This window comes from Pseudomonas sp. 05T35 (genome assembly GCF_056396605.1).
On record NZ_JBFTLU010000073.1, the window covers coordinates 1 to 16,921 of the forward strand.

General features: G+C 56.3%; 17 protein-coding genes and 1 pseudogene. 10 read left to right on the forward strand and 8 right to left on the reverse strand.

Translation table 11 applies throughout. The features are described from left to right. Nucleotides 1–287, forward strand: a 287-nt coding sequence (locus AC1DH9_RS08045; protein WP_477808019.1) for a hypothetical protein, incomplete at its 5' end; no start/stop codon positions are given. 115 nt (nucleotides 288–402) lie between these two features. Here AC1DH9_RS08045 and AC1DH9_RS08050 read toward each other — a convergent pair. Next, nucleotides 403–891, reverse strand: coding sequence for a hypothetical protein (locus AC1DH9_RS08050; RefSeq protein WP_427542843.1), 489 nt, complete (start codon nucleotides 889–891; stop codon nucleotides 403–405). 254 nt (nucleotides 892–1,145) lie between these two features. On the opposite strand from AC1DH9_RS08050, the gene AC1DH9_RS08055 reads away from it, so the two are divergent. Then, nucleotides 1,146–1,823: a hypothetical protein gene (locus AC1DH9_RS08055; protein ID WP_477808020.1), complete on the forward strand. Its 678-nt coding sequence runs from the start codon at nucleotides 1,146–1,148 to the stop codon at nucleotides 1,821–1,823. A 121-nt stretch (nucleotides 1,824–1,944) separates the two neighbouring features. On the opposite strand, the gene AC1DH9_RS08060 is transcribed toward AC1DH9_RS08055, so the two are convergent. From AC1DH9_RS08060 to AC1DH9_RS08080, 5 genes and pseudogenes are all read right to left on the reverse strand, one after another. Next, nucleotides 1,945–2,304 (reverse strand): hypothetical protein, encoded by a 360-nt coding sequence (locus tag AC1DH9_RS08060; protein ID WP_427542849.1) that lies wholly within the window; start codon nucleotides 2,302–2,304, stop codon nucleotides 1,945–1,947. A gap of 1,017 nt (nucleotides 2,305–3,321) precedes the next feature. Beyond that, a pseudogene (locus AC1DH9_RS08065) lies at nucleotides 3,322–3,516 on the reverse strand (integrase core domain-containing protein); the annotation flags it as partial. 64 nt (nucleotides 3,517–3,580) lie between these two features. Further along, nucleotides 3,581–4,195, reverse strand: coding sequence for a DUF3630 family protein (locus tag AC1DH9_RS08070; RefSeq protein ID WP_427542858.1), 615 nt, complete (start codon nucleotides 4,193–4,195; stop codon nucleotides 3,581–3,583). A gap of 56 nt (nucleotides 4,196–4,251) precedes the next feature. Next, the gene (locus AC1DH9_RS08075; protein WP_427542861.1) at nucleotides 4,252–4,689 is read right to left on the reverse strand and encodes a T6SS immunity protein Tdi1 domain-containing protein; all 438 of its coding nucleotides are present in this window, start codon (nucleotides 4,687–4,689) and stop codon (nucleotides 4,252–4,254) included. Between the two features lie 347 nt (nucleotides 4,690–5,036). After that, nucleotides 5,037–5,309 carry a hypothetical protein gene (locus AC1DH9_RS08080; RefSeq protein WP_024264653.1) on the reverse strand — a complete coding sequence of 91 codons (273 nt, stop codon included), beginning with the start codon at nucleotides 5,307–5,309 and terminating at the stop codon, nucleotides 5,037–5,039. 535 nt (nucleotides 5,310–5,844) lie between these two features. Between AC1DH9_RS08080 and kdpF the strand changes: the two genes are divergently transcribed. From kdpF to AC1DH9_RS08120, 8 genes are all read left to right on the forward strand, one after another. Then, nucleotides 5,845–5,937 (forward strand): K(+)-transporting ATPase subunit F, encoded by a 93-nt coding sequence (kdpF, locus tag AC1DH9_RS08085; protein WP_103316005.1) that lies wholly within the window; start codon nucleotides 5,845–5,847, stop codon nucleotides 5,935–5,937. Continuing rightward, the gene (gene kdpA, locus AC1DH9_RS08090) at nucleotides 5,934–7,706 is read left to right on the forward strand and encodes a potassium-transporting ATPase subunit KdpA (protein WP_477808021.1); all 1,773 of its coding nucleotides are present in this window, start codon (nucleotides 5,934–5,936) and stop codon (nucleotides 7,704–7,706) included. Before kdpF ends, kdpA begins: the two co-directional genes overlap by 4 nt. Nucleotides 7,707–7,716: 10 nt before the next feature. Then, the gene (gene kdpB, locus AC1DH9_RS08095) at nucleotides 7,717–9,795 is read left to right on the forward strand and encodes a potassium-transporting ATPase subunit KdpB (RefSeq protein WP_477808022.1); all 2,079 of its coding nucleotides are present in this window, start codon (nucleotides 7,717–7,719) and stop codon (nucleotides 9,793–9,795) included. A 12-nt stretch (nucleotides 9,796–9,807) separates the two neighbouring features. Beyond that, complete coding sequence (kdpC, locus tag AC1DH9_RS08100) at nucleotides 9,808–10,380, forward strand: potassium-transporting ATPase subunit KdpC (RefSeq protein WP_477808023.1); 573 nt, start codon at nucleotides 9,808–9,810, stop codon at nucleotides 10,378–10,380. 22 nt (nucleotides 10,381–10,402) lie between these two features. Further along, nucleotides 10,403–13,102, forward strand: coding sequence for a two-component system sensor histidine kinase KdpD (gene kdpD, locus AC1DH9_RS08105; RefSeq protein ID WP_427542872.1), 2,700 nt, complete (start codon nucleotides 10,403–10,405; stop codon nucleotides 13,100–13,102). Continuing rightward, nucleotides 13,099–13,788 (forward strand): two-component system response regulator KdpE, encoded by a 690-nt coding sequence (kdpE, locus tag AC1DH9_RS08110; RefSeq protein ID WP_054598065.1) that lies wholly within the window; start codon nucleotides 13,099–13,101, stop codon nucleotides 13,786–13,788. Before kdpD ends, kdpE begins: the two co-directional genes overlap by 4 nt. 229 nt (nucleotides 13,789–14,017) lie before the next feature. Then, complete coding sequence (locus AC1DH9_RS08115) at nucleotides 14,018–14,347, forward strand: hypothetical protein (protein WP_427542875.1); 330 nt, start codon at nucleotides 14,018–14,020, stop codon at nucleotides 14,345–14,347. Nucleotides 14,348–14,867: 520 nt separating this feature from the next. Further along, nucleotides 14,868–15,560: a P1 family peptidase gene (locus AC1DH9_RS08120; protein ID WP_477808024.1), complete on the forward strand. Its 693-nt coding sequence runs from the start codon at nucleotides 14,868–14,870 to the stop codon at nucleotides 15,558–15,560. Between the two features lie 87 nt (nucleotides 15,561–15,647). Here AC1DH9_RS08120 and AC1DH9_RS08125 read toward each other — a convergent pair whose 3' ends face one another. Both AC1DH9_RS08125 and AC1DH9_RS08130 read right to left on the reverse strand, forming a co-directional pair. Continuing rightward, a complete protein-coding gene (locus AC1DH9_RS08125; protein WP_477808025.1) occupies nucleotides 15,648–16,040 on the reverse strand; it encodes a hypothetical protein in 393 nt (130 codons plus the stop codon). A gap of 53 nt (nucleotides 16,041–16,093) precedes the next feature. Next, a partial coding sequence (locus tag AC1DH9_RS08130; RefSeq protein WP_477808026.1) for an ankyrin repeat domain-containing protein occupies nucleotides 16,094–16,921 on the reverse strand: 828 nt, incomplete at its 5' end.

A 16,921-nucleotide genomic window follows, 5' to 3' on the forward strand; every position in this document is an offset into this window, starting at 1 on the left:
GTTTTTTCCAAAGACTGGATGATGTTATAAATAAGTTAGAAATCGCCGGATTCGATTTTTCCCCTATCCAAAGCTCTATAGAAAAAATACGCCTTGCCTTCCAGATTCGCCATATAGGAATTCATAATATGGGAGTTGTGGACGACGATTTCGCTAGTAAAACAGGGGTGGGTTCAGTCGGAAGCGTGTACCCGATAGATCAAAATAGCTATCGAGAAATGTTTGATGCTTATACGGTCCTTCTAAAGCACTTAGATAGCAAACTTCCAAGCACACCCGTACAATGAAAAGAAATTAAACATTAACCTGAATTGGAAAATAAAATTTCATGCAATAAAAGGGGGCAGATTTATTTATCTACCATCAGCCTCGATGCAATGACAAATAAATCTGTCCCATTTTTCAGCTAAACAGAGCTTTAACTTTGCCATACAAATCATATAGGTGTAGCGCCGACATATCCAAAATAGGTTCATACATAAACGAATTTAGATGAATATTTTCAGGCGTCATGAGATTAACCTGAGATAGCACCATTATCTGGTCGCTTGCGCCAGGAAACATCAAAGAAAACTTACTATATAACTCAAAGGTCTGATTACTACTGATACCATTGACAAATTCAGAATCATTAATCTTAGCAATCATAAACTCTTCAGCCCTGAGCCGAATTGCGATTGATAAAATTACCTTGGATTCCAACTCAACATCATCATCAGCCTTAACGGCCAAAGCTTCTGCCTCATCGTAAATAAGCCGCATTGCAGATGTCGTCGGATTTGGAAGTGATAGATTGGCCTGATCCAGCAGCGTAGCTTTGAATGACGCTTCTAAATCTCCGATGGTAAGCTTCGCGCTATCGGCCTTGACATGCAACAACGACGTAAGCATGAGATAGTGCGGACTCGTAACACCATGACTGAAAAGGGGACAGACTTATTTATCTATCACCAACCTCGACAGCATGTGAAAAATAAATCTGTCCCCTTTTTCCAGGCAGAAATTGGCCAATAACTGTCTTTTTCTCACTCCAGCTTGATCAGTAGGCTGGCGATTCGCCACCACTTCTGGCAGCCTTGCTTCGATTCGTATTGGAAGCGGCTTGCAGAGTGCCGACTGCTCTCACAACAACATAGGACGTGACGATGAAAAAGCTTTTATTACTTGTCCCACTTTTTCTGGTGGCCTGCGGCGAAAGCGAAACTGTTTCGGTAATTAAAAATCAGGTTATCAATCAGCTAGATCCAACAAGGACGCTGGGCAATGCGCTTGAAAAACGTGACAGATGTTCGTCTTATAAATGGGATGAAGGCACTGACGCAGCTGGAAGAAATGTTGTTACCTACACTTGCTACATGCGACCTGAGGGGTCAAATTCAATTTTGCAAAGCAGCTTCGATCAAATGATAAGCGGTACTAAGTCGTCAATTTCCACTTACGAGCAACAAATTCAGATGCTCGCTAAATCTTCGCCCTGTATCAGTGATGATGAATACAGTATTCGAGCCTGCGAGAATATGAAGAATGGAAAGTTGCACGCAATAGCGGTTAGTGAGGATGGGATTAAACGGTTCGAAGCTTTCAAGAAAAATGAAATTGATGAGGTCACTCAGATAATTTCTTGGAGCGTTATAAAAAATACACCACMTTCAGCGGTAATGCTTTCCGCGAAATATGTGGTCAAGATGGATGACGGCACTATGCACGAAATTGCTCAAGGCCGCGAAACGCTCTCGGATGTGTATGTCAATAACGAAAATTTTAACCCGGTAAAAAATTTAGCGAGACAACTTGCTCCTCCAACCTGCCTAAACTGCGGATAGATTGCCGATTGTTGCCTGTCGCTATGGGCGGCAATCGACCCGGAGGTGTCAGCAACCAGCGTCAGTACGGAAGCCGGGGCTCGCGCCCTATTCTCCACTGAGAGCCATCGCGTTCTTCCGGCTACCACACCAAGATGGGAAATATATCGCGCCGTGTACTCACGACATAAGACTCCAATCCATTTTTCTCAGGAAAGATTTTCAAGATCATTTTCGTACTGAAAGTGATGGTGAAAACCCCAAAACTATCAATTGAAAAACCTTCTACATCGAGGTTTAGAAAGTCGAAAAGTAAAGGGCTGGTAGCAGCGTCTTCACCATGCCCCCACCTGCATACCCTATTGATATCACAAACGAATGGGCACTGAATTAACACGCTAGCCATATCACCAAAAAGCAGGATCTGCGAACCGATCCCGACAGTTACACCTGTTAGCGCGGAAGGAATCATTTCGGCCAAATCTGAATCACTTATCATCATGCCGTGCTCTTTTCATACAGATGGTTATTGAAGAATCATAGGCCTGAATCGGCTCTCATTTGGTAGGCCGATCATATCTCCATTTGTTAGGGCGGCCACCCAGGCTGACCGTCCTACAGACCTGTTATATATGACAGTTGCACAATCTGTTGCATGCGCCTTTACTCCTAATCACGTCTTCGCGTTTCAGGCAGTAATGCGAAGGTTTCACGGTGAAACCTTCCAGGGATGGAATAAACTTGAATACCAAGTTAATCTGCGACCGGAGGAAATTTCACACTCAAGGCAGTCAGTAGCCGTGCCCGCACGGCCTGCACTCTGCCGGTTCTTATTAGTTAATTTCTRTTGAGGTGYRACATGAGCGACTATTCTTTCCGCGCAACKCTCTCCATYKCTGGCGAAGGTGRTGTATGTTTTCAGTATGCWAAAMAAATATCAGAAACGAGTGGAGATATTTGGGGTGGGGGGGGATCATACGAGACGTTTAATTTTGTCTTTGGCCAGTACCTGTGCGTAAACTCYTGCCAAGGCCATAARGTCGCGAYATTTAACTTTAAGTCCATAGGCGAAGGAAAATACACYATCACCTGGGAWRATGAYRACTMTAAAAAWGGATACATYCTAGATAYTACTAAYAATAATTGGCTATAYGCTTATCAYCCATCRRAAAGTAACGGAACACACTTCGCCTTCCACTCTGAACGAAGTGCTGAACGGTTAAGTACTGCAGAAATTCTTGGAAGGTCCGGACTGAAAATATCGTGCGGATATGGCGAAGTACTTTTGCACGACAAAGTCAACATCAAAACCGGCTCATACAATTATTCGGCGGCATACCTATGCACAGGTAGTAGCAATGGGGGCAAGGTTGGACATAACTTTAGTGTGCACCCTTGTTAAATAAACAGGCGACAACAGAAAATACAGGGCCACTCGCAGTCATTTCAGGACTGTCATGGTGGCTCTCGCTTATTACATCTTGTCTAGTCCTGAAATAGGTTTACACCTGTTTCAGCCTCAAAACGCCCGATGCACCGCATCGGGCGTTTTGTATTTCAGCGATAGATGAGGCCGCTCGTTGTTATAGATCTGCACCGACTCGTCCACCATCCGGATGGCCTCTGCAAAATTTTTGGGGCGATGCAGCAATAACTCGTTTTTCAAAATCCCGTTCACACGCTCAGCCAACGCGTTTTGGTAGCAGTCGTAGCCATAAAGTGAAAAGGGGACAAAGTAAAATGAAAAGGGGGACAGATTTATTTATCTGCCATCTGCCTCAGGGCCTTAAAGGATAGCTAAGCGTTTTTGCAATCCGGTTCAGGGTGGTCCTGCATTCCGGTGAAATGTTTAGTGGCGGTTCGTTGATCATGTACAGCAGATGTTCAAACGCAATTCCGGCTTCATTGTGCTCCAAGTAGTCCAAGACGATAGAGGCACCCTGTTCCAATCCGGCTTGAGCCAGAGGGTGGTTCGCATCGATGGTGCCGGCGTTTGTATAAGCCATGAGCATTAGCTGTGAGACTTCGTCCAGCACGTCGTAAAACCAAGTTTCCAGCTCAGTTAACGCACGGCTGGTTTGACGTCGATGCTCAACAAGATATGCCCTCAGTGACTGACGCACTGCAGTTTGTAGTCTATCTGGGGTCATCAGGTCTTGATCTGGAGGCGGTAGGAGGACGCTGATGCCCAGAAAGTGTTCGAGATGAAGCGTGATGACCCGCCCCTCTACGGCCAAGTCCCAGTAACGCTGATCGATTCCGTCAACTTTCTCAATCCATGTCCCCCTGAGCTCTTGCTCAAGAGCGCGAGCGACGTTTTCGAAAAGCTGCCAGTCAGAGGACTCGGAAATTTTTATTTCTGTGGGGCGAATGGGTGGTTGGTCATTTTGCATTTCGAATGATGTTTCTGGTCCGTAGGATGGGAAATTCGGAGTCCACGTTCGACTCGCTACACTGTGAGGTTGAGACGGATTTGTGCACCGTCGGGCAAGTCGTCGATTTCCTTGGCGAGGTGGCCTGAAACTGCCACCAGCTCGTGTAGTGAGATCGTTGCCAGATTGCCCCCTTCATACTCCCCACCCAACACGGCAGGTAGTTTTAGGCAGTACTTGTACCCAGGACGAAGCAGGCCGAGCCGATCCCTTGCCTGTTCGACTAATGCTTCCATGTGCCAATCATGCAAAAAGTCTTGGCTCTGAGAGAGCACATCAAGCTCTGCGTGATCATTCGCGACACGATTGCAATAAAGATCTTCAGGGCACAGACGCCAATAGCAACCCGCTACGTCTTTGATGAGGAGGTTGCCGAAGTCGTTATCACCAACAACCTGTGAAGGTTTGATACCGGCCCAGCCCCACGCTTTTTCAATCTCTTCAATCAGCCCCATTTCGCGTAAATGCCGTCACGTTTCAGATACCACATTAATTACCCCTTTTGTTCCATAACATCCAGGGTGAGTTAAGCCTCTTTTGAATGGCCAATTCTGGCTGATAGCAGTCTTCGGTGAATGCCCGATTTGAGCCGCCTGTTGCCGTTGGTGATGGGCGCCCTTTTTCGTACAAGGACATAGTAAACCGCAGACTTTCGGTACACACAGAATAGCCAAGATCGCAGCCCACGCCAGGCTCCCACGCCGAGCAGTCAAGTCCATACGTAAATCCGGATCTGCCGCAGGCCGCAATCTTTCAAACGCTTAACAGACAGGCATCACACCTTCAAACCGCCCGCCTTCACTCACTTCCCCGCCTCCTCCCGCAAACGTCTACCAATCACATCCATCAAATCGCACCCATCGCGCAACGGAATGGCCAGCAGTTTRGCGAAGTCGGCGAGCACCACCGTGTCGCTCTCGATATCAGCACGAAAGGCGATATTTTCCAGCACCTGAGTAACCGTGCGGATGCGGTAGTCAGCCGTGGCTTGCAGCACGTCGAGTGGGGCTTGGGTGTCGATGAGCAGGGAGGCCGGGATCAGGTCGATTCCGGTGAGGGGCATGTATCGATTCATTTTGAAGATCTCTGTTTGATTGGCTCGAGGCCGTCACACAGTCGTCGCCAAACGAATGGGTGGCAGCTGTGCGCAGGTTGGCGAACCGGCACAGAGAGACCGGCAGACCCGAAGGTCTCCCGCGCACAGCCGCCATGAAAGCGGCTTTGCGGGTGCGTTGGCTCCTGCAATAAAGCGGATAGCCTTCGCATTCTCTGTGATCAAGTCGCCAAACCTGAATCGCCATGTGGGCGACGGGGCGAACTATAAGCCTCACCCCATCAAGGGGCAAGGTGACGGATTCTTGCGTTTATGTAAGACCCGTATTGATACGACCCTGAACCTTTAAACGCCTCGTCGTGCTCGACCAGCATCTTTATCAAATCTTTATTTCCCCGCCCCTAATCCTGTCAACAACTTTCCAAGCATCCATTTAGCCTTTCCTCATTCCCGGAGGAAACGCCATGGACTTCTTCTATCTGCTACTCGGTGCACTGTTTCTCATCATTTTGCTCGGTCTGACCTACGGCTGCGCGGCGCTCAACAGGAGGCGGTCATGACCGGTTTCTATCTTTTCGGCGGCATCATTGCGGCCGGTTTGCTGGTTTACCTCGTCGCCGCGCTGCTGTTTCCGGAGGACTTCCTGTGACTATTCAAGCCTGGGTTTTACTCGGAGCCTTTCTCCTGGCGCTGGGGCTTCTGGCCTGGCCACTGGGGCGTTGGCTGACCACGGTGATGGAGGGCCGATTTGCCTTCGGCTCGCGCATCGAGTCGCCGCTGTATCGTCTGGCGGGCGTCAACCCTGAAACGCAGATGGGGTGGCTCCAGTACGCGCTGGCATTGATTCTGTTCAACGTGTTGGGGGTGCTGGCGGTTTATGCCTTGCAACGGTTGCAAGGCGTGCTGCCGTTCAACCCGCAGGGGTTTGCGGCCGTCACTCCCGACTCCTCGTTCAACACTGCTTTCAGCTTTGTGACCAACACCAACTGGCAAGCCTACAGCGGCGAGTCGACGATGAGTTACCTGACGCAGATGCTCGCGCTGACGGTGCAGAACTTCCTGTCCGCCGCCACCGGCATTGTGGTGGCGGTGGCGCTGATCCGCGGGTTCGCACGCCACAGTGCGGACAGCATCGGCAACGCCTGGACTGACCTCACCCGCGTCACCTTGTGGGTGCTGCTGCCACTGTCGCTGATACTCGCGTTGTTCTTTGTCAGTCAGGGTGTGATTCAAAACCTTGACCCGTATAAAGACGTCTCGACACTGGAGGTCATGCAGTACCAGAACCCGGTGCTGAATGACGCCGGCCAGCCGACGCTCGATGCCCAGGGCAATCCGGTGACCAAGGCCGCCAGCACCGACAAGCAGACGATTGCCATGGGGCCGGTGGCCTCGCAAGAAGCGATCAAGATGCTCGGCACCAATGGCGGCGGTTTCTTCAACGCCAACTCGTCGCACCCTTACGAGAACCCGACCGCCATCACCAATTTCTTCCAGTTGCTCGCGATCTTCCTGATCCCGACCGCGCTGTGTTTCGTCTTCGGTCATGTCGTCGGTGACATACGCCAGGGCTGGGCGCTGCTGGCGACGATGACGATCATCTTCGTGATCGCGGTGGTGGCTGTCACCCATTACGAACAACTCGGCAATCCACAGTTTTCAGCGCTGGGCATTGATACGGCGGCGGGCAATATGGAGGGCAAGGAAGTGCGCTTCGGCATCAGCGCCTCCAGCCTGTTTGCGGCGGTGACCACAGCGGCTTCATGCGGTGCGGTCAATGCGATGCACGACTCGTTCACACCGTTGGGCGGTGCGGTGCCGCTGGTGCTGATGCAACTCGGTGAAGTGGTGTTCGGCGGCACCGGTTCCGGTCTGTACGGCATGCTGATATTCGCCATTCTCGCGGTGTTTATCGCTGGCCTGATGATCGGCCGCACGCCTGAATACCTGGGCAAGAAGATCGAAGCCTTCGAGATGAAAATGGTCGCCATTGCGATTCTGGTGACGCCGCTGCTGGTGCTGTTCGGGACCGCCATTGCGGTGATGGCCGAGGCCGGCAAGCTGGGGATCGCCAACCCTGGCGCCCATGGTTTCTCGGAGATCCTCTACGCCTTCACCTCGGCAGCCAACAACAATGGCAGCGCCTTCGCCGGTCTGTCGGCCAACACCCCGTTCTACAACATCATGCTGGCCATCGCCTTTTGGCTAGGCCGCTTCGGCGTGATCGTACCGGTGCTCGCCGTCGCCGGCAGCCTCGCCGCGAAAAAACGCCTGGCCGTCACCGGCKGCACGATGCCGACCCACGGGATGCTGTTCGTTGTACTGCTGATTGGCACGGTGTTGCTGGTCGGCTTGCTGAACTACGTACCGGCGCTCGCGCTGGGGCCCGTCGTCGAACACCTCATCATGATCAAGTGAGACCACGAACATGACACGTAAAGCGTTCTCCTTGTTCGACCCGAAACTGATAAGGCCTGCCATGGTCGAGTCGGTGCGCAAACTCAGCCCACGAATCCAGTGGCGCAACCCGGTGATGTTCGTCGTCTACATCGGCGCGATCATCACCACCGCCCTCTGGGGGCAGGCCCTCAGCGGCAAGGGTGAAGCCAGCAGCGGGTTCATCCTCGCGATTGCCTTGTGGCTGTGGTTTACCCTGCTGTTCGCCAACTTTGCCGAAGCGCTGGCTGAAGGTCGCAGCAAGGCCCAGGCGGCCTCCCTGCGCGACCTGAAAAAGCAAACCTGGGCCAAGAAACTGCGCGAGCCGCACTACGGCGCCGAGTGGCAGTTGGCTCAGTCGAGTGACTTGTGCAAAGGCGATGTGGTGGTGGTTGAAGCCGGTGACCTCGCGAACTCGGTGATCCCCGCMGACGGCGAGGTGATCGAAGGCGCGGCCTCGGTGGATGAGTCGGCGATTACCGGCGAATCGGCCCCGGTGATTCGCGAGTCCGGCGGCGACTTCTCGTCGGTGACCGGCGGTACGCGGGTGCTGTCGGACTGGATCGTCGTCCGCGTGACCGCCAACCCCGGCGAAACCTTCGTCGACCGCATGATTGCGATGGTCGAAAATGCCAAGCGRCAAAAGACCCCGAATGAAATCGCCCTGTCGATCCTGCTGGTCGCACTGACGATTGTGTTCCTCGGCGTGACGGTGACACTCCTGCCCTACTCCCTGTTTGGGGTCGCAGCCGCCAAATCCGGCTCGCCGGTGTCGATCACCGTGCTCATCTCGTTGTTGGTGTGCCTGATCCCCACGACCATCGCCGGGCTGCTGTCGGCGGTAGGTGTGGCGGGCATGAGCCGCATGATGGAAGCCAACGTGATTGCCACCTCCGGGCGGGCTGTGGAGGCTGCCGGTGATGTCGACGTGTTGCTGCTCGACAAGACCGGGACCATCACCTTGGGCAACCGCCACGCCTCGGCGTTCTTGCCGGCACCGGGCATCAAGGAAGCGGAGCTGGCGGATATCGCACAGCTGGCGTCACTGGCCGACGAAACGCCTGAAGGACGCAGCATCGTGGTCCTGGCCAAACAACGGTTCAACCTGMGCGAACGCGACATCACCGCGCTGCATGCACACTTCGTGCACTTTTCGGCGCAGACCCGCATGAGCGGCGTCAACATGGATGAGCGGCAACTGCGCAAGGGCGCCGGCGAGGCGATCCTCAAGCATGTCCAAAGCCTGGGCGGACACTTTCCGGAAGCGGTGCAAACCATCGTCGAACAAGTGGCTCAGCGCGGCAGTACGCCGCTGGTGGTCGCCGATGGGGCCAGGGTGCTGGGCGTCATCGAACTCAAGGACATCGTCAAGGGCGGCATCAAGGAGCGCTTCTCCGAGCTGCGGCGCATGGGGATCAAGACCGTGATGGTGACCGGGGACAACCGGATCACCGCTGCCGCCATCGCCGCCGAGGCCGGTGTCGATGACTTCCTCGCGGAAGCCACCCCCGAACAAAAACTCGAACTGATCCGCAGCTATCAGGCCGAAGGCCGGCTGGTGGCCATGACCGGTGACGGCACCAACGRTGCCCCGGCGCTGGCGCAGGCGGATGTCGCGGTGGCGATGAACTCCGGGACTCAGGCGGCCAAGGAAGCCGGCAACATGGTCGACCTCGACAGCAACCCGACCAAGTTGATCGAGGTGGTGGAAACCGGCAAACAGATGCTGATGACCCGGGGTTCGCTGACCACCTTCTCGATCGCCAACGACATCGCCAAGTATTTCGCGATCGTGCCGGCAGCCTTTGTCAGCACTTACCCGCAGCTCGCCGCACTGAACATCATGGGCCTGACGAGCCCGAATTCGGCGGTGCTGTCGGCGGTGATTTTCAATGCGCTGATTATCATTTTCCTGATTCCCCTGGCGCTTCGAGGCGTGAAGTACCGCCCGGTCGGTGCTGCGCTGTTGTTGCGCCGCAACCTGTTGATCTACGGGTTGGGTGGGGTGATCGTTCCATTCATTGGCATAAAAGTGATCGACATGGCGCTGTCCGCTGTCGGTCTGACTTGAGGGAGTATGGCTATGTTATCTCTGCTGCGTCCGGCGTTGACCCTGCTGATTGCACTGTCACTGCTCACCGGCCTGGCCTATCCACTGGTCACGACCGGCATTGCCAGGCTGGTCTTTCCGCATCAGGCGGCGGGTAGCCTGATCGAGAGAGACGGCAAAACCGTGGGCTCGCTGTTGATCGGTCAGGGCTTCAGTGATCCGAAGTATTTCTGGAGCCGCCCTTCCGCCACCAGCCCCATGCCCTACAACCCGCTGGCCTCGGGCGGCTCGAACCTCGGTCCGCTGAACCCGGCGCTGGCGGATGCGCTCAAGGGCCGCATCGATGCCTTGCACGCTGCCGATCCCGGCAACACCGCCACGGTGCCCGCCGACCTGGTCTACAGTTCCGCCAGTGGCCTTGATCCGCATATCAGCATTGCCGCGGCGCTGTACCAGGCGGGTCGGGTTTCGCGGGTGCGCAATCTGCCCGTCGACAAGGTTCGCGAGCTGATCAACCAACACGCCGAAGGCACGCTGCTCGGGYTTCTCGGCGAGCCTCGGGTCAACGTTCTGGAACTGAACCTGGCACTCGACGCCGCACATTGAGCGTTAACACACGGTGAGCTTGATGGCCGAAGAACGTCCTGATCCGGACCAGCTACTGGCCCGGATCCGCGAAGAAGAAGCGCAGGCCAAACGCGGTCGGCTGAAGATTTTTTTCGGCGCCAGCGCCGGTGTCGGCAAGACCTACGCGATGCTTGCCGCGGCACAGACCGCGAAGCTGCAAAACATCGATGTGCTGGTCGGCGTGATCGAAACCCACGGTCGCGCCGAGACTCAGGCCCTGACAGAGGGCCTTGAACTATTGCCTCGCAAGCAGGTGGTCGACAAGAACCGTACGTTGACCGAGTTCGATCTGGACGCCGCGCTCGCGCGCAAACCGGGCCTGATCCTGATCGACGAACTGGCTCACTCCAATATCGCAGGCTCCCGCCATCCAAAGCGCTGGCAGGACGTAGAAGAACTGCTCAGCGCCGGTATCGATGTCTGGTCGACGATGAACGTTCAGCACCTCGAAAGCCTGAACGACATTGTCGGTGGCATCACCGGGATTCGTGTCTGGGAGACCGTGCCCGACCATGTCTTCGACACCGCCGATGAAGTGGTCATCGTCGACCTGCCGCCCGACGATCTGTTGCAGCGCTTGAAGGAAGGCAAGGTCTATATGGCGCAACAGGCCGAGCGCGCGGTGCAGAACTTCTTCCGCAAGGGCAACCTGATCGCCCTGCGCGAACTGGCGCTGCGCCGCACCGCCGACCGGGTCGACAGCGAGATGTTGCAGTATCGCCAAAGCGGCGCGGTGAAACCGGTGTGGGGCACCCGCGAGTCGTTGCTTGCCTGCGTCGGCCCCAATGATCAGGCCGAAAAAACCGTACGCTCGACGGCGCGCCTGGCCGCTCAGCTCAACGTGCCGTGGCACGCCGTGTATGTCGAAACCCCGACCTTGCAGCGCCTGCCCGAGGTCAAGCGGCGTCGGGTGCTGGCAACCTTGAAACTGGCTCAGGACATGGGCGCGCAAATCTCCACCCTGGCGGGCCAGGACATTGCCGAAACGCTGGTCAAGTACGCCCGGCAGCACAACCTTTCAAAAGTCGTGCTGGGCCGTGATGAACGTCCGCGCCAACGACTCTGGCGGCGGGTGCTTGCCGATCGGATTGGGGTGCTGGGCGCCGATCTCGACGTGATTCAAATCTCGCTGCCGGAGAGTCGCCGCCCACCAGCCGAGACAACCTCCACCGCCAGCGACAGCCCGATCACCTGGCGCCCCTATCTCTGGAGCGTCGCGATCTGTGCGGTGACGACCCTGCTGGCCATGCCGCTGTTCCAGGTGCTGGAACAGGCGAACATCGTCATGCTGTTCCTGCTGGCGGTCGTCGCCGTCGCGGTGCGCTTTGGGCGTGGCCCGGCGATCATGGCGGCCTTCGTCTCGGTCGGCGCCTTCGACTTTTTCTTTGTGGCGCCGCGTTTTTCATTCGCCATCGCCGATATCCAGTATCTGGTGACCTTTAGCGTCATGCTCGTGGTCGCCCTGGTAATCGGGCAAATGACCGCCAGCCTGACCTACCAGGCGCGGGTGGCGCAACGGCGCGAAGACCGCATGCGCGGGCTGTATGAGATGTCGCGCCTGTTGTCCGCCGCACTGCTGACCGAACAGGTCGCGGAAATCGGCGCGCAGTTCCTCGCGGCCGAGTTTGGCGCCCGGTCGGCACTGCTGGTGGCCGACGACAACAATAAACTGCAGGCGCCGATGGTCACGGGGGACCCACCGCAAGTCGACGTTGCGATTGCCCAGTGGTCGTACGACAAAACCGAACCGGCCGGATACGGCACCGACACCCTGCCCTCCAGCTCCACGCTCTACCTGCCCTTGTCGGCGCCCATGCGGGTGCGCGGGGTGCTGGCCGTGCAACCGCGCGATACGACCCGGCTGGCGGTGCCGGAACAGCGGCGCCTGCTCGACACCTGCGCGTCATTGCTGGCCATCTCGCTCGAACGGATTCACTACATCAACGTTGCCCAGGACACCACCGTTCAGATGGAATCCGAGCGGTTGCGCAACTCGCTGCTCTCGGCCATCTCCCACGATCTGCGCACCCCGCTGTCAGTCATGGTCGGGCTCGCCGAAGCGCTCAAGCTGACCAAACCGCCCCTGACCGGTGAAGCCGCCGAGATCGCCACGGCGGTGGGCGAATCCGCATTGCGCATGAATACGCTGGTCAATAACCTGCTGGACATGGCTCGTCTCGAATCCGGCAGCGTGGTGTTGAATCGCCAATGGCAGCCCATCGAAGACGTGGTCGGTAGCGCCCTGAGAGCTATTCATCCGATTCTGGCAGGGCGTTCGGTGCAGGTCGCACTCGAGGAGGACTTGCCACTGGTTCGCATCGATGCGGTGCTGATCGAGCGCATCCTCATCAACCTGATGGAAAACGCCATCAAGTACACCCCACCCGGCACCCCGATCAGCCTGGGCGCCAGCACCACGCCCGAGAGCATTGAATTGTGGGTCGCCGATGAGGGACCGGGCTTGCCCCGCGGACACGAAGAGGCGATCTTCAACAAATTCATGCGCGGCAAAAAGGAAAGTTCGATTCCCGGCGTCGGCCTGGGCCTGGCCATCTGCCGGGCAATCGCCCAGGCGCATGGCGGAACCATGCTCGGTGTGACCCGCCCGGAAGGCGGTGCGCGCTTCACGCTACGTCTACCCCGAGAGGAGCCGCCGAACATCGAAGCGCTTTCACCGCAAACTGACGAGGACCCATCATGAGCGAACCGGTGCTGCGCGTCCTGCTGATTGAAGACGAAAAGGACATTCGCCGTTTTGTGCGGATGGCCCTGCAAGCCGATGGCCTGGAAGTGCATGAAGCCGAGACCTTTCAGCGCGGCCTGATCGACGCGGGAACGCGCCGGCCGGACTTGATCGTGCTGGATCTCGGCCTGCCTGACGGTGATGGCGTTGACCTCATCCGGGATCTGCGCACCTGGTCGGAGGTGCCGATCATTGTCTTGTCGGCCCGTGGCGCCGAATCCGACAAGATCCTCGCCCTCGACACCGGGGCCGACGACTACCTGGTAAAACCCTTCGGCACCGGCGAACTGCTCGCACGCGTGCGTGCCCTGTTACGCAGGCGTGTGAAAGATACCGAGAACCGCTCGGTCCTGGCCTTCTCCGACATTCAAATTGATCTGGACCGACGCGTCGTGGAGCGCGCCGGTGTCCCTTTGCACCTGACGCCGCTGGAATACCGCTTGCTGGTTCATCTGTGCTCGCACCCGGACCGGGTCCTGACGCACCTGCAACTGCTCAAAGCGGTATGGGGCCCTTCGCACACCAACGATACGCCGTACCTTCGGGTGTTCATGGGCGGCCTGCGCAAGAAAATCGAAGCAGACCCGTCGCAGCCACGCCATCTCGTGACCGAAACCGGTGTCGGTTACCGCTTCATTCCTTGAACCCTGAGCGGCACGCGTTGAATTCAAACCCGGGCTTCATGCCCTGAGCCCCCCCGTGGCGACCGTTCGTCCAGGCTGAAGCGGGAGCGCCCTTTCCTCGTCTACACCTTTAGACAGGAGACCTTTTACGGTCGATTGGACACCGGGTATTTCATTCGATGGCATACGAAGCGCCATACGGAACCGCAGTAGTTCAAGCTTCGGGTTTCATTTCTCAAGGAATAGAAAAATGAGTATTAGCAGCAAAGACTGGCATGCATGGCTGAACGCAATGCCACCGAAACCGGATGACTTCCACGTTGTGGGTGATGTTGAAGTTGCCAATCCGGGAATCGAGGCTTATCTGACCATGCGAGCCCCGCAAGGCTTTAATCCGTCGATCCTCATGCTGGATCTGCACTTGATCCAACGGCCTGGAAACTGGGCACAAATGCTGTCCTGTACGCAGGCCAGGTACGACCGGGTCATGCCCCCCAGCGCGCCCCATTACACCGCCGTTGACATTTACCAGAATGGCGAGCGATTGGCGTACATCGACTACATCCCCACCGTCACCTGACCGGCCCGTAACCGGGCACTAAAGGTCGCAACAAAGGCTGTGCCGGTAACGTTCGAAAAGCGCCACGTATACAAGGTCGGGAGGGTCCGGAAAAACGCGGCGCTATCGTCTTTTGGTTACATCGGAGAGATGGTCGCAAGCGCACCGATCACAATGGTCAATGCCAGAAATCCACCCAGGAAAATCGCCATCTTCAACATTTGGCCTCCAAAATTATACGTCTGTGGTTGCAGCGTCATTGTGAGGCTCGGACTGGATTCATTACAGAAGCAGATAGCCCGGGAAAATACGGATCAGTTCAGCCCGTCGACCTTCCAGTCACTACCCCCTTGCGAGTACCCCACCTGGGTAATAGGCACCTGCGGCCGGCCTCACTAACCTGTCCACCGTCCCATGCGATCAAGCGTGTCTGCACGCGACGCTGGAACACCATCAAGAACGGCAACCGAGCCGACGTCCCCCCGGCGCATGCCCTGAGCAATGTGCGCCTTTACTGTCTAACTTGACTGAGAGTTTCAGCATGAAACCACGTGCCCGCGACCTGAACATCCAATTCGGCCAGCTGCAACCCGGCCCTCTCAACGCCATCACCGATGTGCCCGGCGTACGGGTCGGCCACAGCAATGTGCGTGGACGAACTGCCGACGGCCGCGACATTCATACCGGCGTCACGGTTATCGAACCGAGGGCCGGTTCCACCAATCAACAGCCGTGTTTTGCCGGTGTCCATGTGCTCAATGGCAATGGCGATGCGACGGGGCTTGAGTGGATTCGCGAGGCCGGCCTGCTGACCAGCCCGATCGCCTTCACCAACACCCACAGCCTGGGTGTGGTGCGTGATGCGCTGATTGAACTGGATCGCCAGAACCAACCCGATGACGGGCGACTGTACTGGAACATGCCGGTGGTGCTGGAGACCTTCGACGGCTTGCTCAGCGATATCAATGGCTTCCACGTGAAGACCGAACACGTGGCCCAGGCCCTGCGCGCTGCCGTTGGCGGCCCGGTCACCGAAGGTGCCATCGGCGGCGGCAGCGGCATGATCTGTCATGAATTCAAGGGCGGCATTGGCACAGCCATCATCAATGCCTTGCTGGCCTCCGACACTACCGAGGGCAATGGGCATTCGGTACCGGGGCTGGATGCCGGCACCTTGCTGCATGCCTTGCGCCAGGCCGGTTGGACGGGGGCTGAGCAGAACACTGCGGTCTAGCACACACGCGACACGTCATCGGCGGAGCGCTCATTCGCGGGCGTCCGCCCGTACCGATGCGTGCAAGTTACGTTTGAGTAAGCTCACTCACAGGCCGACAGAACTCAGCCCCTTACGGAGACCCTCATCAGCTTGCTCGCACCACACCTCAACACCTTGTGGAGCGGAGGTTTGTAAATCCTTGTATTGTCCTTCGCCCACTCTCACCAGGCCCTTTCGGCCATTGGCTTCACTCTTGTCTCCATCACGCTTATCTATTTCCACTGGAACACCCGATACGTATGCGACCATCTTCTTGGCATTCTCGATGCTGTCAGRCTTCAGAAAACCTTTATCGACACAGTAGCTAATGAGCCCCGATGAATTGCGACTGCCGTCGTACATACCCTTCATTTCAACTGAGTCCGGCCCCTCTGCATAGGCATGGCCAAAGGAACCCAACGCACTTGCCATTACAAAGACCACAATAGCTTTTTTCATATTCACTCCTTGAACACGTTTGATATCTCAGATGTATTGCCTATCAACCAGTCTTATTCGAACAACTTCACAATGGCATCCGAATACAGTTGGGGGACGTCTTTCGCCGATTCGAGTACATGCTGACGCACCGTTTGACCTTTCACGCTCGGATCTTCTGCCACGTATTCTGCTGGGAAAGCGGGCGAATCCTGATTAGCACCAGCAGCCAGCAAGGCCTTCATGCAATCCGGATTGTGACTGATAGCATTTTCCAGCAAGGGTGTGCCAACAGGCCATGGTTGCTGCTGTGGCTGCAGTGCATCAACTGACGTTCCAGCTTTGTGCAACAGGGCGATACGTTGTGCCGCTTGCGGGTCTGGCTGGTCGTTCAGCGCATAGGCTCGCTTGCAGACAAAATGCAAAGGGGTTGAACCCACTTTGCTGACGCCATAAGGATCGGTACCTGCAGCGATCAGCAGTTTGATGACCTCAAGGCTGGAAGCCCCTCCATCCATGAGTGGCGAGAATCCCTGAGGGGTCACCAACTTGGCGTCAGCACCAAACTGCAACAGTAGTTTGACCAGTTCTGGCTGGGTGGATTTCTCGCTGTTGACGGCTGCAATGAGTGGAGTATTGGTCCCACCTTGAGCAATCACATTCGTATTGGCCCCTGCCTTGAGCAAGCTCTGCAGAATTAGCAAATCATCTCCAGATGCCTGCGGGGTGTCGACATTACCCAGCACCGACAGCAGCACTGTTTCACCGTTTTCGCTGATGGCTTCGTTTACATCCACCGGGTATGCAAGCAGACGATCGACCAGATCGGGCCGTTTGTAATAAGCGGCATGCCACAAAACCTGAATATTGGGTTTCGCCCCCTTTTTGAGCAACGTGTTGAC